Below are 22,947 nucleotides of genomic sequence, written 5' to 3'. Positions count from 1 at the left end.
AATACAAAAACGGGGCCGTTCCCCCAGGAAACCGCCCCGATAATTGAGTCATCGTATTTTATTTGTAGATCAGGTACCTTACGGTGTAGGCCTTGTAGCCCTTTTCGGCGACTGTAAATGTAAAGTGTTTGCGGTACTTGCCCAGCTTAAGGGCTTCCTTCCTGCTCAACTTAAGGATGAACTTGCCGTTGTGCTTGACGTCAAACTTCTTGACGAACTGACCCTTGGCGTTCCGCAAAACGACCTTTGCACCCTTCCGCCCCTTCTGGAAGAGAACCTTGCGAGAATCTTTGCGGTAGTGCAAGCGCCCCCGCATCTTCTTTGCGGAGGTCACTTTCTTGGCCGGCTTCTTGGCCGGCTTCTTGGCGGGTTTCTTTCCCGGTTTCTTAGCGGGCTTTTGCGGCTTGTTCACCGAACTCGATTCAGCGGCGGAACTCGAACTAGAACTAGGCGCACTTGCATTAGCATTATCATTCGCGGGACTTGAACTATTCGCATCACCTGTTGGATTATCGTTCAAGATCCTCGTGTTCTGCCCACTAGCCGCATTCGCCGCATCCCCATCGGCACGTGCCGACGTGGCGGCGACTCCAGCTAACGATAGCGATGCCAATAAGGCCGCTGCGTACCCCAAAATACGTTTCATGAAAACTCCCCCTCAACTCCAAATTGTAGTCAGGTAGTCACAAACATCGGCTATCTGGACCCCATTCTAGGAGGTCGTTTTCTGGAGTCAAGTGCGGGCCCAACAAACTTTTTTCGTCAGCTTTTGATTGCTTGAAAATCCCCCGAAAGCTTTGATTTTAAAGGGGCCACGGGAGTCAGTCCCCAACCGAGCAAACGACGGTCACCTAACTATGGCCGCTAACTTTTCACCTTTTTTCATCCTTAACCGCCAAATAGTCGCTATGCCCAATCATCAGGCACCGAACTCAACGCAAAAAAAGACCAGAGAAGTAATCCCCCGGTCCTGTCATCAGTTACTTAACGGTCCATCATATTGTGATCATACTGTGTGCTTCCCGTGTGAGACCCGCACGATGAGCCCGACCAATTGCCGTCCATCATGTTCCCACCCGTGTGGTGGGTCATTTGAGAACTGTGGGTAAATGGCATCCACATGGTGTCAGCGCTGGCATTGATGGCAACGCCACCCAGTCCCAGAACCGCAATTGCGCCGGCACAGAAACTCCAAAACTTCTTCATGCGTATCGCTCCTTGCTAAGACTTGGTACGCCCTTAGTGTAGGAAATACCCCCACCGGTTGTCAAGTCAGGCTAACTAATTGCCGCTATAGTTGTGACCACTGGCAAAGGGCAGGCCTCCCAACCGCGGTAAGGTCAGGTTCAAATGGGACTGGTGCGTGCCGTCAATGGCTTGGCGGTTAACGTTAGAACTGCGGTAGAGCGGGAACAGTGACGCATCAGCCTTTGCGGTGACGGCCACGCCCAACAGACCGCAGACGACCACGGCAACGGTAAACCATCCAAAAACTTTTTTCATGAAAATGATCTCCTAATCGTTGATTTTCTCTCTAGTTCTCATGCAACCTATAGTCTAGACAGGCCGCCAGCCCCTGTCAAGGCCGGTGACGCTTCCAAATTGGCGCTTAATCGATTATTTCTTTGTGAAACCGTTATTCGCGGCATAAAAGCCATCATCAGGTTCATTCACAAATTCCCAACTCGCTTTCAAAGCATCGTATCCGCTTGAAATCAAACCACCACACCACGCAAAAAGCCGTCCGATACCCTTAGGGGTACCGAACGGCTCATTATTTCAATTTTTAACCGAAGAAGCCACCACGGATATTGTACCGCCGCCGCAAGATAACCATCCCAACGATGGCTAAGACGCCGACGATAATACTTGGCCATGGTCGCAAGATTGGGTTGACGACCGTTGGTAAGGCTTGAGCCAGGAAGAACAGAATCATCCAGACCGCAAAGCCCAGCAACGTGAACAGGAACCGAATCCAGCCGTTGAAGCGGTGCTTGATCTTCGGGTCAAACAACCGCGGCATGATTGGCAGCAGGAAGCCTGCGACCAACGCACTGACGATGATGGCCGTGATGCCGACCGCTTCGCCCGGCTTCATCATCTTCGGGGAGAACAGGTAGGTAATCCCGAACAGTAAGGTGAAGATCATGAAGAACGTTAGCGTGTTGTACCACATGTTCGGCCAGTAATCGGGGCCACCGATCAGATGACCTTCCGCCTCGCGTTTAGGCCCTTCGACCACGAACTTGACCCGCGTGGGCACGTCACCGTACAGATTCTTGGCGGTCGCACCGTGCTTTTGGCCCGCAACTAATTCGTCGACCATCTGTTGGACGGCCTCGGCCTTCTTGTCGGCGGACAGATTGGTGTCGGCTAACGCCCGGTTGAAACGGAACATGTAGTCGGCGTTACGCTTGGTCAAGCCTAAGTTGTCAAAGGCGGCTCGTTCGTTGGTCGCCACGTCGTTCCGGTTTTGATGGACGCCCGCATTACGCGGACGCGACTTGTTTTCACTCATATTGAAACCCCTTCTAAACGTTGAAGCGGAACTCGACGATGTCGCCGTCCGTCATCACGTAATCCTTGCCTTCGACCCGCAGCTTACCCGCTTCCTTGACGGCCGCTTCGGTCTTGTACTTGTCCAGGTCATCGAACGCCATGACTTTGGCGCGGATGAACCCGCGTTCGAAGTCGGAGTGGATGATGCCGGCCGCTTGCGGGGCTTTGGTGCCGGCCTTGTAGGTCCACGCCCGAGTTTCCTTGCCCCCCGCCGTGAAGAAGGTCTCTAGACCCAGCAAATGGTAGGACGCGCGAATCAACCGGTTCAAACCGGGTTCCTCGACGCCTTCCGCTTCCAGGAAGTCAGCCTTTTCGTCATCGTCTAATTCGGCGATTTCTTCTTCGGCTTCGGCGGCCACAGCAATGGCGCCGGCGCCTTCCTTGGCAGCGTAATCCTTGATAGTCTTGAAGTACTTGGAGTTTTCGGGATCGGCCATGTCGTCTTCAGCGATGTTGGCCACGTAAAGGACCGGCTTAGACGTCAGCAGGAATAGACCCTTAACGATCTTTTGTTCCTCTTCGTCAAAGTCCAGCGTCCGGACCGCACCGCCATTTTCCAAGACTGGCTTGATCTTCTCCAGCACGGCCAGTTCGGCCTTGGCTTCCTTGTCACTGCCCTTAGCGGCGCGTTCGACCTTAGCTAAGCGCTTGTTGACGGCGTCCAAGTCGGACAAGCCGAGTTCCAGGTTGATGGTCTCGATGTCGTCGATGGGGTCGATCTTGCCGGAGACGTGGGTGATGTTGTCGTCATCGAAGGCCCGTACCACGTGGACGATGGCGTCGACTTGGCGAATGTTTTCCAGGAATTGGTTCCCCAGGCCTTCACCCTTGCTGGCACCCTTGACGATCCCGGCGATGTCGGTGAATTCAAAGGTCGTGGGCACGACCTTCTTGGCCGGAATCAACTCCTGAATCCGGGCCAAGCGGGAATCTGGTACCTCGACCATGCCGACGTTGGGGTCGATCGTGGCGAACGGGTAGTTGGCCATTTCGGCACCAGCGTTGGTAATCGCGTTAAATAAAGTTGACTTCCCCACGTTTGGCAAGCCAACGATTCCTGCAGTTAATGACATAACACTTATTCACTCTTTTCTGAATTTTCGATATCGGCCTTCTTGACCAGTACCTTCTTTAATTTCTTTTCAAATTCACGCCGCGACAACATGACCACGTGGCCGCAGTTGGTACACTTGATTTTGATATCCGCACCCATCCGGGTAATCTCCCAGCGGTTGGCCCCGCATGGATGAGGCTTCTTCATTTCCACCAAATCGCCTAAGTCGTACATCGTATCCCTCCGTTAGTTCGATTGAATGTTCAGCAACGTCAAAATGCGGTTCAAATCATCGTTCGACAGGTACTCAATCTCGATGTGGCCCGTATGGGTCTGGTGATTGTTCTCGTTGATTGAGACTTGCGTACCAAAGTGTTCCTGAAGTTGATTCTCCGTGGAACGCAGGAACGGGGACTTCTTCTTGGCCGGTTTCTTGGCCATTTTTTTAGCGGCCCCGTTCAACTTATTGACTTCCGTCTCCAGCGCCCGCACGGTCATCCCCTGCTTAACGGCTTTTTGCGCCAGCACCACCAATTGACTCTTATCTTTCAATGAGAGTAAGGTCCGGGCCTGGCCCATCGACAGCTGGTTGTGTTGCAGCATGTCCTTGACCTTCTTGGGTAACCCCAGCAAACGCAGGTAGTTGGCGATGTACGGCCGACTCTTGCCCAGACGTTCGGACACTTGCGCCTGCGTCAACGTCAACTTGGTCATCAACGTATCGTAGGCCTCGGCCTCTTCCAAAGGTGTGAGGTCTTCGCGCTGGAGGTTCTCTAAGACGGCAATTTCCATCATCTGTTCCTCCGTGACGTCACGAATAATGCCCGGAATGGTGTCCTTGTTGGCCATCTTGGAGGCCCGGAAACGCCGCTCGCCCGCTAAAATCTCGTAGCGGTCAATCTGTTTATCGGGCTGACGCACGATGATCGGTTGAAACACGCCGGTCTTTTCGATGGACGCGGCCAAGTCGTGCAACCCCTGTTGGTCGAATTTCTGCCGGGGTTGGTACGGATTGGGGCGAATCGCCGCTAAATCGAGATCCACAACGGTCTCTTCTCCGGTATCGACGCCGTTTTCAGCAAACAGCGCGTCGATGCCGCGTCCTAAACTTTTCTCTTTCTTACTTGCCATGGGCAGCTAGCACTTCCTTTGCGAGTTCGGTGTATACCTGGGCCCCTTTAGATTTCGGGGCGTAGTCAATAATCGGCATCCCATGACTCGGAGCCTCGGCTAATTGGACATTCCGCGGAATAATCGTGGCGTAAACCTTATTTTTAAAGTATTTTTTGACTTCTTCGTTGACCTGCTTGCCCAAATTGGTCCGGGCATCGTACAGCGTCAACAGCACCCCTTCGATCCGTAGATCGCGGTTGAAGTGCTTCTGGACCAGTTTGACCGTGTTCAATAGTTGGGTCAACCCCTCCAGCGCATAGTACTCACTTTGCACCGGAATCAAAATGGAGTCGGCCGCGGTGAACGCGTTGATGGTCAGCAATCCCAGCGACGGCGGACAATCGATCAAAATATAATCGTAGTCGTCACGAACCTCGTCGAGCGCCGCCTTCAACCGGGTCTCTCTGGCCATCATGGGGGTCAGTTCGATTTCGGCCCCCGAAAGCTGAATGGTGGCCGGCACGAGGTCCAACCCGGCGTGCTCGGTTGACACGATCGCGTCACGTATCGGAATCTCATCGACCAGAACGTTATAAATTTCGCGTTGAATCGCCGACTTCTGCACGCCGACACCACTGGTCGCGTTCCCCTGTGCATCGGTATCGACCAACAAGACGCGTTTGCCGTCCGTGGCCAGTGCCGCTCCTAGGTTCACGCCGGTGGTCGTTTTACCGACGCCGCCCTTCTGGTTGGCTAATGCGATGATTTCACCCATACTTCGTTCCACCTCTAGCTTTCTTTTGGAATATCAATAATAATCCGGTAATGGTCCGCCGTCTCCTCTTCCTTGGTGGTCAGCGACATCCCCGCGTCGGTCACCATCTTCACCGATTGGCGAATGGTATTGACCGCCACGCGGGGGTCGCCGTTGACACCTTGTTTGGTGACTTTGCGGCGGTGCTTGGTCTTCTGTGGGGCCAAGGCCGCAATCAGGGCTTCGGTCTCCTTGACCGTGAGCTTACGGTCGATGATCTGGTGGAGCACCGTGGCCTGTTGGGCCGGATTAACCGCCAGTAACGCGCGGCCGTGGCGCTCCGAGATCTGCCGGTTCAACAACGCCTGACGGACCGGGTCACTGAGCTTGAGCAACCGCAACTTGTTAGCCACGAAGCCCTGACTCTTACCGATGCCCTGGGCCAGTTGAGCCTGGGTCATCGAATTGAGCGTCATCAGTTGCTGGTAGGCCGTGGCCTCTTCGATGGCGGTCAATTCTTCGCGTTGGAGGTTCTCAATCAACGCCATCGAGGCCGTCTCGTCATCATCGAGGTCTTCGACGATGGCCGGGACCTCGGTCCAGTCGAGCTTGGTGACCGCCCGAAACCGCCGTTCACCGGCAATGATCTCGTAGTGGTCGGGCTCGTACTGACGTAAAACGATGGGCTGCAATAACCCGTGCGCCGCAATCGTGTGGGCCAGTTCGTCGATGCCGGTCGGTTCGAAGCGTTGCCGGGGCTGGAAGCGGTTGGCGATGATCTTCGCCAACGGGATCAGCACCACGTTTTGCTTCACCGGCGGCGTCGCCTTGTCCCGGTTATTTCCAAATAATGAAAATGGCAACTTATCTTACCTCCATCTCATTAATCTTCTAACGGTTCCCGGTTGGGCGTGCCCGCCTTGCGCGGGTAACGCTTGGGCGTGGGCTTGACCTTGTCGATCACCACGATATGCCGCGGGTCGTTTGAGACCGGCAGGTTAAACGCATGGTCGGCAACGAGCTTCCCGCCGCAAGTGGCGATGGCCGTTTGACTCACCGCTAACTCGTCAGCTGTCTTCGCCGCCTTCAACGCCACGAACTGCCCGTGGACCTTGGCCAACGGTAAGCACAGTTCGCTCAGCACGGATAACCGCGCCACGGCTCGGGCCATGACCAGGTCATAGCTCTCCCGGTGCGGCGCGCGCTTGCCGCCGAATTCCTCGGCCCGCGCGTGGTAAAACTTGACTCCGGTAAGGCCCAACTTGGCCGCTAACTCGGTCAAGAAGGTAATCCGTTTGTTCAAAGAATCCACGATGGTCACCTGAAGTTGGGGAAAGACAATCTTCAACGGCAACGACGGGAACCCGGCGCCGGCCCCCACATCACATAACGTGAGCGGGTCGGTCTGCAGGGCTGGCAAATAAAATGCCGGCGTTAACGAGTCGTAGAAGTGCTTCAAATAAACTTCTGGGGCGGCCGTGATCGTCGTGAGGTTCACGTGCTCGTTGGTCGCCACTAAAAATTGATAGTACGTCGCAAACTGCTGCTCTTGTTTGGGGGTCAACGTGATCCCCTGAGCGGCCAGTGCGGCCCGAAATTCTTCTGGATTCATTTATAATCTCCCAGTCCACTTCTGTGAAACAATTGTTTCACGTTTGCTTATACTTTACCTTACTTATAGCGGAAACGCAACCGCGTCCCCGCACCACATCGTTTCCTATTATACCGAAAACTGGGGCCACATGAAACGCCCCGCGCGATAAAAAATCGGCGGACCCCCAGCAGGTCCCCCGATTCTAAGCTTTCTGAATTTAATGACCGCTACTCGCCTACACCACCGCGTAGATTGACCCCACTGACATCCCGAATCCGCGTCAAACGCGGCCGATGCTTGGTGAAGCCGGTGTTGCCCACCGGAATCGTGGCCAAGATGCCCGTGTCAAAGCGCAAGGGGTGACTGGTCACACTGGCGATGCCCCGTTCGATGGTGATGACGTTATAGCTGACCGCGTCGTGGACCACGTGCTTGTGGGGGTCTTGGCAGTCGATGTAGGTCGACGCCGCCCCCGCTACGGTCACCGGTACCGCGTTGTCCACCAGGTAGTTGGCTGAAAAGTGCAGGTGCCCGGCGAAGATCCCCCCCACGTTATGCCCGTGCAAGATCGCCAGCAATTCACGATTATTCTGCAACAAGGTGTAACGCATGTCCCGCAACGCTGGGGCGTCCAAGGGGTGGTGTAAAAAGAGAAACGCCCGGCGCCGGGGCACCAGGTGAAGGTTCTTATTCAACCAGTCGAGTTGCGCTCGGTCCAGCCAACCGGCCGTGCGGCGACTCTCCCATTTCGAGTCTAAAAAATAAAAGTCCAGGTTCTTCTGGTTCAGCTTGTACGCGTAGTAAGCGCGTCGTGTCTGGTCCAAATAACCGGCGTTGAACGCTTGCCGGTCGTCCAAGTCGCCTAAGATGACTTGAATCGCAGTCCCCAACCGCTGCTCTTGTTGTGCCAAGTAGGTCCGTAACCACCGATAATCGGCCGTGGCGCCCCGCTGAATCAAGTCCCCACTGATGACGACCAAATCGGGACACAGATGGTGCGCCACGATGTCGTCAAAAATCAGCTGTAACTTGGCAACGGCAACGGCGCCAACTTCCGGTAGTGGTGGTGTGAGTTGCGGATCGGACACGTGAATAATCGTATATTTGTTCATTTCCCACATTGCCCCTATCGCCTAGTGACCGGTTATTGCGCTCCCCGTACCGGTCGCTAGCGCCCAAGATTTACGGCGAAGGCTGAGTTCTGCATTCGGTGGCGCCCTGTGGTACCCCACCGAACGGACCCGCGAGACGATTCGCCGGCGAAACTACGTCTAGGATACCCGTTTCATGTAAATTATTGGTATGGTCTTGGTCAACATCGTGTAAAGTTTTCACGAAAGGCCCGGCTCGTCGCTCACCCCAATCCTCCCAACTCAAAAAGAGCCCAGAACAACTCCGGACTCCTCCAACGGAAAAGACTTATCGACGATGATGGGCTGGTTTCCTAAACCATAACATCGGTAACCAGGTCAAAATGAGTAAGATGAGTGTATCGGTATCCGTAACAGACATTCACCACATCTTCTTTCTTCCTCCTGATTTACCCTTATCATAGCAAGCCTTTGTCTAGTTTTTGTATCGATAAGTTTTCGTTTGTGTAAAGGTTGTCATTTTTTATCTGAATCCCGACGCTAAACGCCGTCACCTTCAAAATATCGGGTGACGGCGTTGCGTTACTTTTCAGTTAAATCAATAACCCTACATCTTAATCGCACTAACTTCGGCCATGAACCAGTCATTGAAGGCTTGGGCGTCGATGTCCACGGAGACCTTGGCGTTGGTCTTGCCGTTGTGGTAAGCCCCACGGATATCGCCGACGGTCTCCCCGATGGCGGGGCCGTCCGTGACCACGTCGATCCACATGTCACGGGTGGTGAAGGCTTCGGGGTGCAACAGGTAGAAGATGGTGTTGACGTCGTGCATCGCACTGCCCTGGTCGCTGTGGTCACCGTCATTGATGATGATGTCGTGCAGCATCTGCCCGGCTTCGTTCAACGACTGTAACTTTTCAATGTTTTCGTTGGTCAGTAACGCCTTCATGGTGACGTCTAAGCCGACCATCACGATCGGTACACCGGACTTGTAGACGATGGCGGCCGCGTCCGGGTCGGTGAAGACGTTGAACTCAGCGGCACTGGTCATGTTCCCCATGCCCAGAGCGCCCCCCATGGCCACGATGCGGTCGATGTGGCTCTTCACTTCGGGATACTCGGATAAGAGTAAGGCGATGTTGGTGTACGAGCCGGTCGGCACCAGCGTGATGGGGTCTGAACTAGCCATGATGGTGTCGTGTAAGGCTTCGACGGCCGTCTTATGTAGCGGCGTCGGCAGGTCTTGGGGGAAGTCGTACCCCGGCATCCCCGATTCGCCGTGAATCCGGGCGGCGTCTTCAAAATCCTTGAACAATGGTAACTGGGCACCAGCAGCCACTGGGATATCCTGGTTGAAGAACCGGACGATCTTCAAGGCGTTCTTGGTGGTCTTGTCGACAGTCACGTTGCCGGCCACCGTGGTGATCAACTGTAAGTCAATCTTGGGGTCGTTGATCGCCATGGTCAACGCCGCTGCGTCGTCAATTCCGGGGTCGGTATCCATTAAAATTTTAATTGCCATGTTTATTTCCTCCTCAAAAATTCTGTAAATCGTTTTGCGTAACCGCTTACGTTTTGCCGGCAAATCAAGTCCCGCTACAACAGGGCACTGAAGACCAAGTCGAGCAGGAACAAGACGCCGAGCAGGTACACCGGCCAGGTCAGGCGTTTGCCCTGACCCAACGCCAGCTTCATCACTGGGTAGGCCACGAAACCAAAAGCCAGACCGGTCGAGATACTGTTCGTGAATGGAATCAACACGATGATCAAAAACGCGGGAAACCATTCGGAGAAGTCCGCCATGTCGATATTCCCGATGGCGGCCATCATGATTGCTCCCGTGATGATGATGACGGGCGCAATCGCCGCGGACGGCACGTAGGCCAACAGCGGCACAAAAATCAATGATAAGGCGAAGAGGGCCGCGGCGACTAACGCCATCAAGCCGGTCCGGCCCCCACTCTCAATCCCCGAGGCGCTTTCGGCAGCCGCCACGGTGGGACTGGTGCCCATGAACCCGGACAGAAAGGTCGAGACCGAGCTGCCCTCGAAGGTCTTCTTGAACTTCTTTTGGTCGGGCAACAGGCCCTGCAGTAGGCCCATCGACTCGAAGACCAGAATCATGGTCATAGAAAAGGCCGCCAGAATGAACGGCGTGCTGGCCCAGTGCGACAGGTCGTTTTGAAAGACGATCTTGTGGTACTGGCCCAAGCGTGCGAGGTCCACACTGGGCGTGTCGCTGTCCTTCACGCCACAGAAGAACGCCAATAAACTAGTGGCGATGATGGCGATGAAGAAGTTGCCCTTTACTTTCCGCAGGTAAAGGATGAGGCTCAACACTAATCCGAACAACGCCAGCAAAGGCGTTGGGCTGAGGAGGTCCCCCAGCACGATCAGCGAAGACTTGCCGGCTACGATGAGTCCGGCCTTTTCCAGTCCGATCTCGACTAAAAAGAGCCCAATCCCCGCGGTGATCCCGCTCTTCAGCGATTCGGGAATCGCTTCGGAAAGCACCGTTGAAATCTTGGTAAAGGCGATGACCATGTAGGCAAAACTGGCCACGGCCGCGATTCCCAGCGCTTCTTGCCAACTCAACCCCATGTTGACCACGATGGTGTACGTGAAGAAGGCGTTGACCCCCATGCCGGGCGTCAAGATAATCGGCGCGTTGGACCAGAAGGCCATGATCAAACACCCCACGACGGACGAGAAAATCGTCGCAAAGACACTGAGGTCGGTCGGAATCCCCGCATCCTTTAGGATCAGCGGGTTGACAATAATAATGTAGGAGATGGCAAAGAAGCCCGTGACGCCCGCAATCAACTCATTGCGGACGACCTCCTTGTCGCGTAAGGCTTCACGCAACGTCATGTGATTGGCCCGGTCAATGGCCGTCTCGACGCGCGTGACCTGTGGTTGTTGCTTATCCATAATTTTCCCTAGCTTTCAATACGCCACGACATGACGTACAGACTTCACGGGCATTGCAACCGGATGGTCTCAAACACCCGGCTGGGTTTCACTTTCGTCGCTACGAAAGGTCGGCACCCGTACGGCCGATGACGCGCATCAGCCCGGCCCCGGTCTCCCCGGGGCTTCTGACACAGATAGCCCAGCAGGCCAGGCCTCTGGGCTATCATTAGTTTAAAGCAGAACTGGCAAAATTACCAAACAAAGATACCCACGATTCCGGCAGAAAGCAGCGAAACCAGGATCCCAGAAAGTAACATGTAGCCCACGTTCTTCGAAATCAATTCGTTATTTTCCCGGTCAACGATTCCCTTGAAACAACCGATGATCATCCCGGTCGTCGAGAAGTTCGCAAAGGACGTCAAGAAGACCGTCAAGATGGCCCGGTAGTGGTCAGAGAACGCATTCGTGTTGATGGTGGAAGCAATCTTCCCCATGACCACGAATTCGTTGGTGACTAACTTCGTCCCCATGTATTGAGCGAACTGGAAGGCATCGGAGACGTTCAGTCCCATCAACCAAGCAAACGGGAACATGATGATCCCTAAGATGTGTTCCAATGAGAGCCACGGGTAGATTAAGCCTAATAGCTTATCGATCAAGGCAGCTAAGGCCACGAAGGCGATAACGTTGGCAGCGATGATCAAGATCAGGCGGCCGGCCCCTAAGATGGAGTCACCCAAGAAGGAGAAGAAAGGTTCCTTTTTCCCGTTGTCATCAACGGCGCCTTCTTCGGCAGCGGCACTGTTCGAGCCGCCGATTTTGGCAATCGTATCTTCTTCCGGTGCGACATCCACTGGGTTCAGCATGTTCGTCACGATGATGGCGTTCAAGATGTTAATCGGAACGGCCGTCAAGACGAACTGCCCCGGAACCATTTGGGTATATGACCCCAGAATCGACGCCGTGATACAGGACATGGACATCATGGCCAGCGTCAGGTTCCGTTCCTTACGCATACTCTTCAATTGTAATTGAGAAACGGCTAAGGCTTCGGTGTTCCCTAAGAACATCATTTCAACGGAGAAGAAGGATTCGAACTTCGGTTGTCCGGTAATGTAGGACAAGCCCCGGCCAACCCACTTGATGATCCAAGGCAAGACCCCGATATAAGTCAGGATATCGAACATTGGAACAACCAATAAGATTGGCAGCAATGAACTGGTAATGAAGTTCATCGACTTCGCGGTCCCACCAAATTGTGGCGTGACCCAGTTAGGTAAGGCGAAGACGATCCCTTGATAGGCCACTTGGACCAACCAGTTGAAACCATCGGCCGCACCCTTAACAATGCTTTGGCCAATGCCAAAACTGGTGAAGAACCAAGCTAAGATCAGGTTCAAGACCAAAACGACACCGACAGATTTCCAGTGAATCTTCTTTTTCGCCTTGGAGAACAGGAAAGCAATGGCGAGGTAGACGATTACCCCGAGAATATTAATTGCGACTAACATTGGTCAAAATACCTCTTTCCGATATTGTTTAACGGGTGGTGGCGCCCCACCGACTCCGTTTCGACACGATGCTGCTGCAGAAACTATGTACGCATAATTTCTGTTCCGAACGATACCAAAACGACCTTAAAGTCTAGCGTAATGGGTAAATAAATAAGTGAAGTAACCTCTCGCTAGTCCTTGCACTTTAAGTATGTTCCGGTCTGGTGCTATTCCTCACCCCCCTTCAAGGAATCCTGTGCGTCAGATCTGCGTGATTTCATTCAACAGACTATGTCCTGCGTGCTCGGTGGCGACCCCGTAGTTCTCTAAGACGGTCGCCCCGATGTCCGCGAGGGTGCGGCGGATACCCAACGCAAAGCCCTTCGCCCGGGACGGTGAGTACGCCAATAATGGAAGATACTCACGCGTGGGCGTCAGACTAAAGGTCGGGTCCGCGGCGTGGGTGGCCGTCACGATCAGAAGGTCGTTAGCCCCCAAATCGTGCACCACCTGTTCTAAATAGTGGTCGGCGGCGATGAGCGCCGTGCCGAAGCCCATCAGGTCCTGATGTTCCCCGGCAAAGCGCATCTCCGGTAGGCACACGTAGGTCAAGCCCGAGACCGGTTCGTTCAACCGGTCGTATAAGATCTTGAAACTGGCTTGATTACTGCCAACTTGGTAGCGATTGGCCGGTGTCTGGGTGGCCAGATAGCTCAGAAAGGGCCCGGCCACCGTCACCGCATAACCCGCGGCAATCAGCGTGGTAAAGACGTTCTCGGTGCGAATCGCACCGGTGTAGTCCCACATCTCCCTAAGCCCGGTCGGCCGTAAGTTGTCCTGGGCGGTCATGTGCAGGCGCCCAAAGAATCCCAACGGTTGGTAGATGGGTTCGACCCCCAAGATGGGATGGTCAACCCGAATATTGCCTAGGCCTAAGCGCTGTAATGTTGGGAGCTGCAGCTTTCCCGGCCAAGTAGCCGCCACGTGCCCAATGGTATCGGCACCGACGGATTGAAAGTGGTTCGCGTCGGAAGATTCGCCTAATCCTAACCCGGCAAAATCAATGACAAAAATGCGGTGAAAGGCCACACTTACTCACTCCCTTCGTCCGGGATTTCCGTAAAATTTGACTGGGCGTCCCGGGCCTTAGTAATAATATACCGTTTCACTAAAGCACTGTAAATCCCCGATTGACTAAAAGCGTCAATTTTCGAATTTCCCGAACATTTCGGCGCTAAACTAGTTCGTGATTGTCGGATTGAAAATTCACTGGTGGCCATTTACCACCGGGTTAAAAGGATTTACGTGCCGGACTACTCCACTTTGCCACTAGGTCAGCTAAAATCGTGTTCCTGGATTAGCCCACTCACTGACCCACGCGTTTGTTTATGTAATGCCGTAAACCAATGGGCCTCCAAACCGAATCCAAGAGTCAAAAATAGACTTCAAGTTAGCTGAGAATCAACTTGAAGTCTACTCGGTTGTAGAAAGGCAGGCGTGATCCCGGAATTTCCGTCTTGTCATCTTCGTAATACTTAATCGCCTCATACATCAAATTTTCCAACTGAACTGTCGCAGCCGCCAAATCACTCACTTAATTTCTGGCTACCGTTTTCAGTGTTCCTTAATTCCTCCATCGGTCGTCCCCGTCAACGCTCAAACGATTCTTCTTGAAATCCTCGCGTGAAGCTGGTTAGTGCCGACATCCGAGCTCTAGGCTTGACATTGTTTATCCATCTCAGAACAGGTTGCTTAATGGTACATAAAGCTTATTCAATTGTGGTGAAGTGCCTAATGCTGGTGCGTGATTCTTCTAGAGTTCGTTAGAAGGTTTATCTGTGTTACCTGGTGCGAAACCGTGACGCTTGAATCTTAAACCGTGAATCTTGAACCGTGTTATCAAAAATCTGTGGTACTGATTGAAACTCTTAAATCAGACTTACGTCAAAACGGAAATCAGATTTACGAACCGTGAAACTTTTATCAACTAGATCAAGTGGTGCTTTGCTTGGCCACCCCTGGTCCTTTCTACGGTTATAATATATCATTAACTGTAAACGTTTGCAACCGAAAGGCCGCTAAAGTGACAAACTTTTTTATAACCCCAGCTAAAGGGCCCGGTGCGCCGGCCATGCCGCCTAAACGCTAGTTGTTCCCTCACGCAAATTCCGTCGTCAGAACCACTTTTGCTGCGTCAAACCGACCAATAAAAATACCGGCACCCGCAGGCACCGGTATCCGATCGCATAGCCCATAACCAACGGTCACAAAACGATAGTTCTTGTTTGGAGGAAAGGTTCTACGAAATGCGACATTGCTCTGATTATAAGTTATCCGTTAACAAAAGAAATCACTTTATGCGTTGTCATTGAACGCACACCCTTGTTATACAGCGAATATAATCGGAATGCACATGTTTAGCCCACTCTTAGCGACTTAATACTAAGTTGGTTGGGCGCCAGTCGTGCCCGGCGGATTGACACCCGCTGATTGGTTCACGTGCTGGTCTAGCTTGGTGACTCACGCAATGCTACTTTCCAGGAAGACCTCGGCGTCCTTCTTGGCGTCAGCTCATAGATCACCTCGTCGTCATCCGCTAACCCGGCTGGCCGGTTAAGGGGCGCATCGCGGTCGATGGCTTCGCAGGCCTTGACTCTCCCAATTAGATGACGCGAAAAAGGTCCGGCAACTGCCGGACCCGTGTTGCGCTTAGCATCGCGCCACTCCCCTGGTTCAAGCTTAGAGTAACATGAAGGTAACGCCGTTGATAGGGGTAACTTCATCGCCCAAATCACCAAAGATGACGTCCTTATCGAAGACCGACGCCTGCAGCGCCGTTAAGTTGGTCTTCTCGATGGTGAGATGATAACGCCCCCGCTTGTCTTGGCTCAAGCCGTAGTTGATGAATTCCTGCTCCGGGGCATAATCCGCGAAGTGGACGGCAAAGTGGCCTAATTGGTGGGAAACGACCAAGCGAATTCCGTTTTCATCTTTAAAAATATGCAAAATGTTCACTCCTATATATAATCAATTGACTACCGGACGGGGAATCCTAAGGACTCATCGCCGGACTTCCGAGCGTCATTCGTCCTGTGGCCAATCACGTGGAAGCAGAGCAGTAGTTGGGACTCACACCCCACTACTCGTGGTCAAACAAAAAGCCGCGCGCAACGTCGTTTGGCCGGTGGTTGACGCGCGGCACCCTTTTCAACCATGTAGCTCGATTGTACCATATTTACCCGCGAAATTAGCGACGGCTCCCAAAAAGACGCGCGAAAGCGGCAAAAAAATGCGTGCCCGCCTTGCATTCGCCCCCGCAAAAATGGTGTAATGTTATTAATAATTCCGACATTAATTAAGTCTAATTGGTGTCTAATGGAGGGTGAACAGATTGGCGAATACCAAGAATAGTCAGGCGGCTAAGATCCGCAAGCAGATCATCGCCTGGCTGCAAGACGATAAGTTGGTCGAGGTGGTCTCAGACAGTCGCTTCCCCGGCATCAAGGGGTTACGGGCGGTTCAGCTGCGGCAGATGCTCGGCAAGCTCGGCTACCCGCAGACCGCCGTGATGGGCGCGGTCTCGGCGGCCCCATCGATTGACCATCGGATTCAAAAGGCCACGCTCAAGCCGCGCGAAGTCTATTACTACTTCGTGGCTGACGCGCCGCAGAAGCAACCGGCGCAACCGACCACGACGACCGTCTCCTCGGCCGGGGGCCTCAGTACCCTACCGACTTTCACCGCCTTAAAAACCGCCAACGCCCAACTGGATCACGCCGTCGATGACCTGTTGACGGCCGCGCGGGCCCAGGCGCCGTTGAGTGACCTGGAGATCGACTTTCTCAGTGACCTGGCCAAACACACCGCCCGGCAAACTGAATTACTCCAACGCTTCACGGTCCAGGAACGTATCGACCAGTTACGCCATCATTAAAGACGCTGAATGGTTTATAAGGTAATTCCCTTAATAATAGCCCTTAATTGAAAAAAGTTTCGATTTTCCTTGACATTTTTCGGCATAACCCTTACCCTGTTATAAATTACTTTTATGGGGGACGATCATTCATGGCTTTACACGTAAATGACCGGGTCTACTGCAAAGAAACCGAACTGTTTTCGACCTCATTCTACGGCACGATTACCAAGCTGTACGAACATTCGGCGCTGGTTCAAGTTGAACCAGACCAGTTGAAGAAGAAGGAAACAGACAAGATCGATTCTTTCGGGGACCTCGTGGTGATTCGACAAACGGAACTTCAATTAGTCGACGAGAATGGGACTGCCCTCGCAGAACCAGCAGACGATAAAGTAGAAGCCGCCGAATAAGCGGTACAAAAAAGGTCGGGACGTTGGTCTCGGCCTTTTTGCGTGTCATCATTCCGCCCACTGGTGGGATCAGACTTTAACGTAGGTGGCTAACTTAGCCATCAACTGGGGCAGCTCATGGGTCAACACAAGACTAACGTGTTCATGTACCGCTTCCCCGCGGGGCGTGATTTGAAACACATGGTACCGGCGGTCGGTCGGGAGGGTCTCATCACGGATGTAGCCCCCCTTGAGTAGCCGACTGATCTGAATCGAGATCATGGATTGCCCGACGTGTAACCGCCGCGACAGTTCACTGGTACTGGTCTTCTCCCGAATCAGTTCGTGTAGAATCCGGTATTGTTCAAACGTGACCGCGTCCCCGCTACTCGGCCGTTTGATAAACGGCCGTAGGAGTGAATTCAATTGGTGAATTCGTTCGATGTCACCGGCCATTTCATCTACTTCTGTCATGGTGCTCTTCCTCCTCGTGCCGGTCGTAACCGAGTGACTGGCCCGGTTATCACCAGCGTCAACATAGTCATCGCGGACCAACCTAGCCGCCAAACTACTGACGAGTTAAGTTGATACTCTTCGTATTGTAACATAGAACAAACGAATATAGTGTAAACAGGTCACGCCCGTTGAAATATTTTTATTTAATTCGTTATAAGACTCTGTCCGCTTCCGCTCAATCCCCCGCTTCGTCCTGATTACCATGTTTTTTTGGATCCTTTTGTTGGTCCCATTGGTGCGGTTTCGGCGACTTCTTGGGGTCATGCTTAACCGGCTTTTTAGCCGCCGAGTCATCCGGCTTCGGTGGCTGAACCCGCATATCCTCGGGTATCCGCTGATTTCGTTCGATTGCCGTGACCAGGTCCGACCACTCCTTTGCGGTCAAGAGTTTCCGCAAGCGCGGAACGACGTGCTCGATGACTTGACCAATCTTTTCGAGTTGAAACGCCTGCAACGTCGTGTAATTCCGTTGACTAAGGCCCTCGTTCGGCCGATACAACTGAAAGTCATGCTTGGCCTGGTTCAGCTGCAGGGCGAAGATTTTATCGGCGGTCGTCTTCCGGTTCGTCATGCGACTGGCGGTATCCTCAATCAATAACTGCTCGCCGTTGGTCAACATGACCAACGCTTGGTCACGCTCACGCTTGCGCTTAAACGGGATCATCGTCTGGAAGTACTTGAGATTGATCCAGTCGTACTGCTCTTTTTGTTGCGTGCCCACAGCAATCAACCGAAAGTCCCCCACAACGTACGGAACGGGATTTTTCCCCTGGCAAACCTGTAAATAAGCTTGCATGTCCAACCGGCTCACCAGATTATCCCGCGACAACCGGTCGATCAGATTGTTGGGGGACGCCGTGACCAATAAGAACCCACTCAAATCATTCCAAACGATCGTCCGTCCCCGACGTGTCTTCCCGTCGGACGGCAGATTCTTCAATAAAATGGTATGTTCCCAATCCAAAGCAACGTCACTCGCATCAACTTGCTGAGTGATATCTTGCACGCGTAAATCTGATAATACCAACATCTCACGGTGCGTGACTTTATCACGCAAAGCCGGAGTCGTATTGTTCCACCGTGGTTCCATCAGAATGCCCCCTCATGATAAACACTTAATTGAAAGGCCTCATTGATTATTCAGGCCAGCGTTAATATGCCATAAACCACGAACATTAGCAAGTAATCGGCTCACCCCATAAACGAAAGTTAAACCAAACAGTTATTAATATTGACGGTGTTCAACCATGTTGTGGCCCATTCGTTTAAATATAAAAATATGAATTATAGACAAACTTATGGCCTTAATATTCGTTTTCTATCTAATTTCTTAGCACCATCACAGCAAATCACCACTTGGACTTGGTATACTCACCGTACAAATAAGGAGATGAGCAACGATGAGCCAAACCGTTGGTGAAATTTTAACGACCCTGCGACAGTGGATCTACCAGGATGACCTGGATACCTTCCGCGCCGAGTTAACCCTATTCGACCTTCCCGACTGGTACTACCTCAACCTGGAACACAGTCAGGCTCACCGCCTCAAACCGGAAACGAAACGCCTCTTGATGGGCTTTTACGGGTTGCCAGCTAGTGACTTCGAGCGCTTACGCACGGCGGACGACTTGTCTCTAGCGATGGAACAAGTCTTAACGGACAGTGTCCTGCGCCACGAAGCCGAGTTGCGCCTCGCGATGATCAAGTGGCCCGACAGTGCCCAAGTTGCCCGGCGCTTCCACGGCCATCCCGACAGCACGGACCCGGCAGCCAAGTACAGCTACGCCGACCTTCTGCGCTTCTTGCGCACCGCTTGTCTGGAACGGTCGGTGGTCGAGATGGCTCAACTTCTGGACTTACCACCGCTGATTTATTGGCAAAAAGAGACTGGCCAGTCGCCGTTTGCGCCTGCCCAGCTCGATTGGTTAGGGGCGATGCTTGGGACCGATGATCTCAAGACGTACACCCACGCCACTGATTTAGCCACGGCCGTGCGGAACCGCAACGCCGGTGGCTTCATGACCGCACCACTCATCTAAATCCCGTCCCCCTTTTCAGGCCCGACAACTGCCGGGCCTTTTTGCGTTCGTTCAACTACGCTTTTGACCGACGTTCGCGCCACCAGCCATAAGCCACGGTCAGCACGGAAATCAAGAGGATCAGCCCCCCAGCACTCAATAAGAGGAGTTTCCCCTGCTCGTTGGTCTGCGGTAACCAGCCACTGACCCAGGAATGACTTCCCGGAATCGTCGACTGCGTGGAAGTCGGCGCCCCACTCTGCGGGTGGTCACCACCACCGCCATTAGTCGGCGTGATGCCGGTGCCACCGTGCGTACCGCTCGACGAGGAGCTCCCCGCACCACTACTCCCGCCACCGTTCTGATTCACGCCGTTTCCGCCATTGATCGGCTTTTCGGATGAACTCGAGGTGCCGGAATTGCTACTACTGGTAGATGAAGAACTACTGCTCGTTGACCCTAAACTCGACGAATTCGACGGATTACTAGGCGCGCCACCGGTCCCCGTTGATGGCGTATTTGAATTCCGTTCTAGCGTGATGGCCGCCTTCGACACCTGCGTCCCGGTCGCCGTACTGCTGGTCCCCACTGCCAGCTTGGTCACGACCGGCGTCCGCGCCCGCCAGACCAGCGGGGCCCGGCCAGTCGCGGTAGCGCTTACGAAATGCCGCGGCCGTTGTGCCACCATGACAGCCGCACTAGTGGCGCTGACCACGCCCAGTGCATGGGGCGACGTTGGGACCGCAACCCCCAGGGCCGTGACCCCGACAATTCCCAATAAAAGACTAACGGTTATTCCAATCTGTTTGGTCATAATTGCCCACTTCCCTTTCGCAGATGCTGCCCATCTTCGTTTTTCCCTAGTGTAGCACCTCTCCCAAAAAATGGGGTAGGTTACCGGGTAAACTATTTTAGAAATGAAAGTCAACTTAAAAAAGTTACTTACCTTAGCAACGGCCCCCACGCGCACCATTTTTAAGCGTTTTCCTTGGGCTTCGTTCCAGAAAGGGACTACACTCAGCGCAATTCCAATAAATCGAGATGATTTCGATGATCACTGCCGCGATACCACACCGGTTCGACTCAATCCACGACGAATCGGCGCTTATTACCTGCTCAACGACTCAGGTCCTCTGGCATTATTGGGTAGACGCCCGGCGATTATCCCGCGCTTCTCCCCACCGGGGCTAAAAGTCATAGCCTCCCCAAGCCGTTCAACCCCAGTCCGGTTCAACTGGGCGGACGGTTCGCTATGCTAGACCGACCAAGGAACGAGTTTGTTTGGTCAGTTTTCCCGTTTCTTGATCCGTCACTCGATTCCCCCAGAACAGCAAAATCCCTCGCCAAATAGTTGGCGAGGGATTTCTTTTGACTCGATTTAATTGGGATTAGCCCACGTAATCTTGATTCGCAGACGTGGTAGTCGCTATGGTATCAACCGGTGAAGCCCCATTTTCTTGGGTTCCCGTGTAGAAAGCCTTGGCGTTAGTTGAACCATAGATTCCATTAAGCGCGCTGTTGAAAGTGTATTTCATGTAGACTTTGTCGTTACCAACTGTATAACTTGGCGTGTAAAGCGTCGTCAGGTTATTGGCGGTCAGATAAGCTTGCACATCATTAGCTGTGTAAGTTGAATCCTTAGCGCCAGCAAACATGTTCGTTAATGCTGGGAAAGCAACCGTAGTCGCCGAGGCACTCTTAGTGTAAGCCTTCAACTGTTTTCCTTGTTGGGACAGGTCATTAGTGACCGCGTAAAAGTTGATTTTGGTGCTTTGGGCTACATTTTGGGTTACATACAAAGTAATGGTGTCCCCGGACTTAGCCGCTGTTAAAGCCGCATTATTCATGGAATCCGAACGCTTGTAAGCGTAGCCAGTGCCAGCTAGTGCAGCCGCACCCCAAGCATCCGTTGCTTGGTTAGCAGCATCCGTTCCAACCGCAGTACCAACTTTGGTTGCTACCTTACCACCATCATTTGCTTTTAAACCAGCTAACGTTGTCGACTTCACGATAGCGCCGGAAGTCGTCTGGAAGTTGACCTTCACGTCGGACTTAGCATCAAACGTATTTTGCGTGGTAGTCAAAGCGCCGCTGTAGATCCAACCATTGATGGATGGATGAGCCGCATCTTCCACGTAGTAGTACAGGGAACCTTCACGGGTCTTGGTTTCGGCCTTGGTGACGGTCAGGGTGTCCTTAGCGAACGGTAACGTGTTGGCGGCCTGCTTAGAAGCCTTATATTGGGTGTACTTCGGGGCACTCCACGTCACGTTGGTCTTGCCTGGCTTGGCAAAGTAAACGGTCGTGTTCGCTGACAGATTAGCCGTTTGCGTGGTGGTTGCAGACTTAATGCCCCCAGCGAAGACAGTGTCCTTCTTCCCCCCGTAGATGTAGCCGCGGTGCTTCCCGTTCATAGCCACGACTTTGTAGTAAACGGACCCCTTGTTGGTGACCTGCATACTGTAAGCCCGGAAGTAATCGGCAGACTTCTTGGAGTTCGCCAACTTCTTGACCGTTTTCTTAGAAGCCACGATCTTAGCGCCCTTAACCGTTCCCGGTTTAGAGTAAATAGCGTTGGTTCCTGTAACTTGAACATTCCGCGTTTCCGGTGCCGTCTTTAAGGGCTTAGTGGACACAACTTTAGCCTTACTCTTGGCACTAGCCGTTGTTGAGACCGACGCCACGGCGCCTAAGCTCAATGCAGCTAACCCAAGGTACAAGGTTTTTGCTAAACGTGATTGCATAATGTAATCTTCTCCTCCGATGAATAAGTTTATGTAACGGGCTTAATTATATCATATTCACTAATGATAAAACCGATAAACTGTTAATAATTGTCATCCACTATACTCTACTCAAACTCCATAATTAATTTTTACAATAAAAAGGTACCCGACAAAAAGTCTAGGTACCTTTAAAACAACCACTAACTTAAAATTAATTAACGAGCGACAAAGGACTAAGCTTTATCAGCGGAAGTGCTTCCCCCGGCGTTATTGTTTCCGGAAGTGCTTCCCCCGGCATTATCGTTTCCGGAAGTACTTCCCCCGGCATTATCGTTTCCGGAAGCACTTCCCCCGGCATTACTGTTTCCGGAAGTGCTTCCCCCGGCAGTACTGTTTCCGTGAACGGCAGGATTATCACCAACAACATGACCTGTATCAGTTTCAGTCGAGTTAGCAGTACCATCACCAACTGGTGACGTTGCATCAGTGTATTCCTTGGCAATATATACCAATTGAGCTTGGTTGCCAACACCATAAGAACCACTTTGTACAGAAACTAGCGTGTACTTAGTGTAAGCATTCTTACCATTAACTTGGTAGGTTGGCGTGTAAAGGGTTACCAACTTGTTAGATTGAGCAAATGCATCCAAATCTGTAGAAGTGTAGTTAGCACCATCAACACCCTTAAATTCAGTCGCGCGTTTTATAATCAAGTTAGCCAAATACTTTTAGCTAATTGATAAAATAAAAAACACCAAGACAAATCTCTGTTATCATTGATGTTCCTACACAAACAATGAAAGAGGTTATT

Annotated in this window: 24 protein-coding genes; 3 read left to right on the top strand and 21 right to left on the bottom strand. The window is 52.6% G+C overall.

Annotated elements, in window-relative coordinates; all coding sequences use genetic code 11:
* Window positions 1-58: 58 nt before the first annotated feature.
* The 16 genes from DXH47_RS05720 to DXH47_RS05645 all read right to left on the bottom strand — a co-directional run bounded on the left by DXH47_RS05720 (window position 59) and on the right by DXH47_RS05645 (window position 15,586).
* The gene (locus DXH47_RS05720) at window positions 59-646 is read right to left on the bottom strand and encodes a hypothetical protein (protein ID WP_129032406.1); all 588 of its coding nucleotides are present in this window, start codon (window positions 644-646) and stop codon (window positions 59-61) included.
* 338 nt (window positions 647-984) lie between these two features.
* Window positions 985-1,206 (bottom strand): hypothetical protein, encoded by a 222-nt coding sequence (locus tag DXH47_RS05715; RefSeq protein ID WP_129032405.1) that lies wholly within the window; start codon window positions 1,204-1,206, stop codon window positions 985-987.
* Window positions 1,207-1,281: 75 nt separating this feature from the next.
* Entirely contained in the window at window positions 1,282-1,503 is a 222-nt protein-coding gene (locus tag DXH47_RS05710) for a hypothetical protein (RefSeq protein WP_129032404.1), read from the bottom strand.
* 283 nt (window positions 1,504-1,786) lie between these two features.
* Entirely contained in the window at window positions 1,787-2,518 is a 732-nt protein-coding gene (locus DXH47_RS05705) for a DUF1129 domain-containing protein (protein ID WP_129032403.1), read from the bottom strand.
* A gap of 13 nt (window positions 2,519-2,531) precedes the next feature.
* A complete protein-coding gene (gene ychF / locus DXH47_RS05700; protein WP_129032402.1) occupies window positions 2,532-3,632 on the bottom strand; it encodes a redox-regulated ATPase YchF in 1,101 nt (366 codons plus the stop codon).
* A gap of 5 nt (window positions 3,633-3,637) precedes the next feature.
* On the bottom strand, window positions 3,638-3,847 hold the full coding sequence (locus DXH47_RS05695) for a DUF951 domain-containing protein (protein WP_129032401.1): 210 nt from the start codon (window positions 3,845-3,847) through the stop codon (window positions 3,638-3,640).
* 12 nt (window positions 3,848-3,859) lie between these two features.
* On the bottom strand, window positions 3,860-4,744 hold the full coding sequence (locus DXH47_RS05690; protein WP_129032400.1) for a ParB/RepB/Spo0J family partition protein: 885 nt from the start codon (window positions 4,742-4,744) through the stop codon (window positions 3,860-3,862).
* A complete protein-coding gene (locus tag DXH47_RS05685) occupies window positions 4,734-5,501 on the bottom strand; it encodes a ParA family protein (RefSeq protein ID WP_129032399.1) in 768 nt (255 codons plus the stop codon). The genes DXH47_RS05690 and DXH47_RS05685 overlap by 11 nt, the downstream gene beginning before the upstream one ends.
* 14 nt (window positions 5,502-5,515) lie before the next feature.
* Window positions 5,516-6,343: a nucleoid occlusion protein gene (gene noc, locus DXH47_RS05680; protein ID WP_129032398.1), complete on the bottom strand. Its 828-nt coding sequence runs from the start codon at window positions 6,341-6,343 to the stop codon at window positions 5,516-5,518.
* A gap of 20 nt (window positions 6,344-6,363) precedes the next feature.
* The gene (gene rsmG / locus DXH47_RS05675; protein ID WP_129032397.1) at window positions 6,364-7,092 is read right to left on the bottom strand and encodes a 16S rRNA (guanine(527)-N(7))-methyltransferase RsmG; all 729 of its coding nucleotides are present in this window, start codon (window positions 7,090-7,092) and stop codon (window positions 6,364-6,366) included.
* 209 nt (window positions 7,093-7,301) lie between these two features.
* Window positions 7,302-8,186 (bottom strand): metallophosphoesterase family protein, encoded by an 885-nt coding sequence (locus DXH47_RS05670; protein ID WP_129032396.1) that lies wholly within the window; start codon window positions 8,184-8,186, stop codon window positions 7,302-7,304.
* 586 nt (window positions 8,187-8,772) lie between these two features.
* Window positions 8,773-9,687: a ribonucleoside hydrolase RihC gene (rihC, locus tag DXH47_RS05665; protein WP_129032395.1), complete on the bottom strand. Its 915-nt coding sequence runs from the start codon at window positions 9,685-9,687 to the stop codon at window positions 8,773-8,775.
* A gap of 74 nt (window positions 9,688-9,761) precedes the next feature.
* A complete protein-coding gene (locus DXH47_RS05660; protein WP_129032394.1) occupies window positions 9,762-11,096 on the bottom strand; it encodes an NCS2 family permease in 1,335 nt (444 codons plus the stop codon).
* Window positions 11,097-11,329: 233 nt separating this feature from the next.
* On the bottom strand, window positions 11,330-12,589 hold the full coding sequence (locus DXH47_RS05655) for a NupC/NupG family nucleoside CNT transporter (protein WP_129032393.1): 1,260 nt from the start codon (window positions 12,587-12,589) through the stop codon (window positions 11,330-11,332).
* Between the two features lie 243 nt (window positions 12,590-12,832).
* Window positions 12,833-13,660, bottom strand: a complete 828-nt coding sequence (locus tag DXH47_RS05650; protein WP_129032392.1) for an alkaline phosphatase family protein — start codon at window positions 13,658-13,660, stop codon at window positions 12,833-12,835.
* Window positions 13,661-15,310: 1,650 nt separating this feature from the next.
* The gene (locus DXH47_RS05645; RefSeq protein WP_225423507.1) at window positions 15,311-15,586 is read right to left on the bottom strand and encodes a hypothetical protein; all 276 of its coding nucleotides are present in this window, start codon (window positions 15,584-15,586) and stop codon (window positions 15,311-15,313) included.
* Window positions 15,587-15,962: 376 nt separating this feature from the next.
* Here DXH47_RS05645 and DXH47_RS05640 point away from each other — a divergent pair, with 376 nt between their 5' ends.
* A complete protein-coding gene (locus DXH47_RS05640; RefSeq protein WP_129032390.1) occupies window positions 15,963-16,505 on the top strand; it encodes a hypothetical protein in 543 nt (180 codons plus the stop codon).
* A 131-nt stretch (window positions 16,506-16,636) separates the two neighbouring features.
* A complete protein-coding gene (locus DXH47_RS05635; RefSeq protein ID WP_129032389.1) occupies window positions 16,637-16,897 on the top strand; it encodes a hypothetical protein in 261 nt (86 codons plus the stop codon).
* Window positions 16,898-16,966: 69 nt separating this feature from the next.
* On the opposite strand, the gene DXH47_RS05630 is transcribed toward DXH47_RS05635, so the two are convergent.
* Complete coding sequence (locus DXH47_RS05630; protein WP_129032388.1) at window positions 16,967-17,350, bottom strand: MarR family winged helix-turn-helix transcriptional regulator; 384 nt, start codon at window positions 17,348-17,350, stop codon at window positions 16,967-16,969.
* Window positions 17,351-17,567: 217 nt separating this feature from the next.
* Window positions 17,568-18,482 carry a hypothetical protein gene (locus DXH47_RS05625; RefSeq protein ID WP_129032387.1) on the bottom strand — a complete coding sequence of 305 codons (915 nt, stop codon included), beginning with the start codon at window positions 18,480-18,482 and terminating at the stop codon, window positions 17,568-17,570.
* 310 nt (window positions 18,483-18,792) lie between these two features.
* Here DXH47_RS05625 and DXH47_RS05620 point away from each other — a divergent pair, with 310 nt between their 5' ends.
* The gene (locus DXH47_RS05620) at window positions 18,793-19,431 is read left to right on the top strand and encodes a hypothetical protein (protein WP_129032386.1); all 639 of its coding nucleotides are present in this window, start codon (window positions 18,793-18,795) and stop codon (window positions 19,429-19,431) included.
* A gap of 55 nt (window positions 19,432-19,486) precedes the next feature.
* Here DXH47_RS05620 and DXH47_RS05615 read toward each other — a convergent pair whose 3' ends face one another.
* From DXH47_RS05615 to DXH47_RS05605, 3 genes are all read right to left on the bottom strand, one after another.
* Complete coding sequence (locus DXH47_RS05615) at window positions 19,487-20,224, bottom strand: hypothetical protein (protein ID WP_129032385.1); 738 nt, start codon at window positions 20,222-20,224, stop codon at window positions 19,487-19,489.
* Window positions 20,225-20,798: 574 nt separating this feature from the next.
* The gene (locus DXH47_RS05610) at window positions 20,799-22,154 is read right to left on the bottom strand and encodes a hypothetical protein (protein ID WP_129032384.1); all 1,356 of its coding nucleotides are present in this window, start codon (window positions 22,152-22,154) and stop codon (window positions 20,799-20,801) included.
* A gap of 215 nt (window positions 22,155-22,369) precedes the next feature.
* Window positions 22,370-22,858: a hypothetical protein gene (locus DXH47_RS05605; protein WP_129032383.1), complete on the bottom strand. Its 489-nt coding sequence runs from the start codon at window positions 22,856-22,858 to the stop codon at window positions 22,370-22,372.
* Between the last annotated feature and the right edge of the window lie 89 nt (window positions 22,859-22,947).

This window comes from Levilactobacillus suantsaii (genome assembly GCF_004115745.1).
Taxonomy (GTDB): Bacteria; Bacillota; Bacilli; order Lactobacillales; family Lactobacillaceae; genus Levilactobacillus; species Levilactobacillus suantsaii.
Note: the sequence above shows the minus strand (reverse complement) of the source record. Positions and strands in the feature narration are given on the sequence as shown.

Coding starts and splice junctions, on each gene's coding strand:
- DXH47_RS05715 (WP_129032405.1), bottom strand. CDS start 1,206: ATGAAGAAGTTTTGGAGTTTCTGTGCCGGCGCAATTGCGGTTCTGGGA.
- DXH47_RS05660 (WP_129032394.1), bottom strand. CDS start 11,096: ATGGATAAGCAACAACCACAGGTCACGCGCGTCGAGACGGCCATTGAC.
- DXH47_RS05630 (WP_129032388.1), bottom strand. CDS start 17,350: ATGACAGAAGTAGATGAAATGGCCGGTGACATCGAACGAATTCACCAA.
- DXH47_RS05655 (WP_129032393.1), bottom strand. CDS start 12,589: ATGTTAGTCGCAATTAATATTCTCGGGGTAATCGTCTACCTCGCCATT.
- rihC (WP_129032395.1), bottom strand. CDS start 9,687: ATGGCAATTAAAATTTTAATGGATACCGACCCCGGAATTGACGACGCA.
- DXH47_RS05690 (WP_129032400.1), bottom strand. CDS start 4,744: ATGGCAAGTAAGAAAGAGAAAAGTTTAGGACGCGGCATCGACGCGCTG.
- DXH47_RS05705 (WP_129032403.1), bottom strand. CDS start 2,518: ATGAGTGAAAACAAGTCGCGTCCGCGTAATGCGGGCGTCCATCAAAAC.
- DXH47_RS05635 (WP_129032389.1), top strand. CDS start 16,637: ATGGCTTTACACGTAAATGACCGGGTCTACTGCAAAGAAACCGAACTG.
- ychF (WP_129032402.1), bottom strand. CDS start 3,632: ATGTCATTAACTGCAGGAATCGTTGGCTTGCCAAACGTGGGGAAGTCA.
- DXH47_RS05685 (WP_129032399.1), bottom strand. CDS start 5,501: ATGGGTGAAATCATCGCATTAGCCAACCAGAAGGGCGGCGTCGGTAAA.
- DXH47_RS05625 (WP_129032387.1), bottom strand. CDS start 18,482: ATGGAACCACGGTGGAACAATACGACTCCGGCTTTGCGTGATAAAGTC.
- rsmG (WP_129032397.1), bottom strand. CDS start 7,092: ATGAATCCAGAAGAATTTCGGGCCGCACTGGCCGCTCAGGGGATCACG.
- DXH47_RS05695 (WP_129032401.1), bottom strand. CDS start 3,847: ATGTACGACTTAGGCGATTTGGTGGAAATGAAGAAGCCTCATCCATGC.
- DXH47_RS05615 (WP_129032385.1), bottom strand. CDS start 20,224: ATGACCAAACAGATTGGAATAACCGTTAGTCTTTTATTGGGAATTGTC.
- DXH47_RS05620 (WP_129032386.1), top strand. CDS start 18,793: ATGAGCCAAACCGTTGGTGAAATTTTAACGACCCTGCGACAGTGGATC.
- DXH47_RS05670 (WP_129032396.1), bottom strand. CDS start 8,186: ATGAACAAATATACGATTATTCACGTGTCCGATCCGCAACTCACACCA.
- DXH47_RS05610 (WP_129032384.1), bottom strand. CDS start 22,154: ATGCAATCACGTTTAGCAAAAACCTTGTACCTTGGGTTAGCTGCATTG.
- DXH47_RS05720 (WP_129032406.1), bottom strand. CDS start 646: ATGAAACGTATTTTGGGGTACGCAGCGGCCTTATTGGCATCGCTATCG.
- DXH47_RS05710 (WP_129032404.1), bottom strand. CDS start 1,503: ATGAAAAAAGTTTTTGGATGGTTTACCGTTGCCGTGGTCGTCTGCGGT.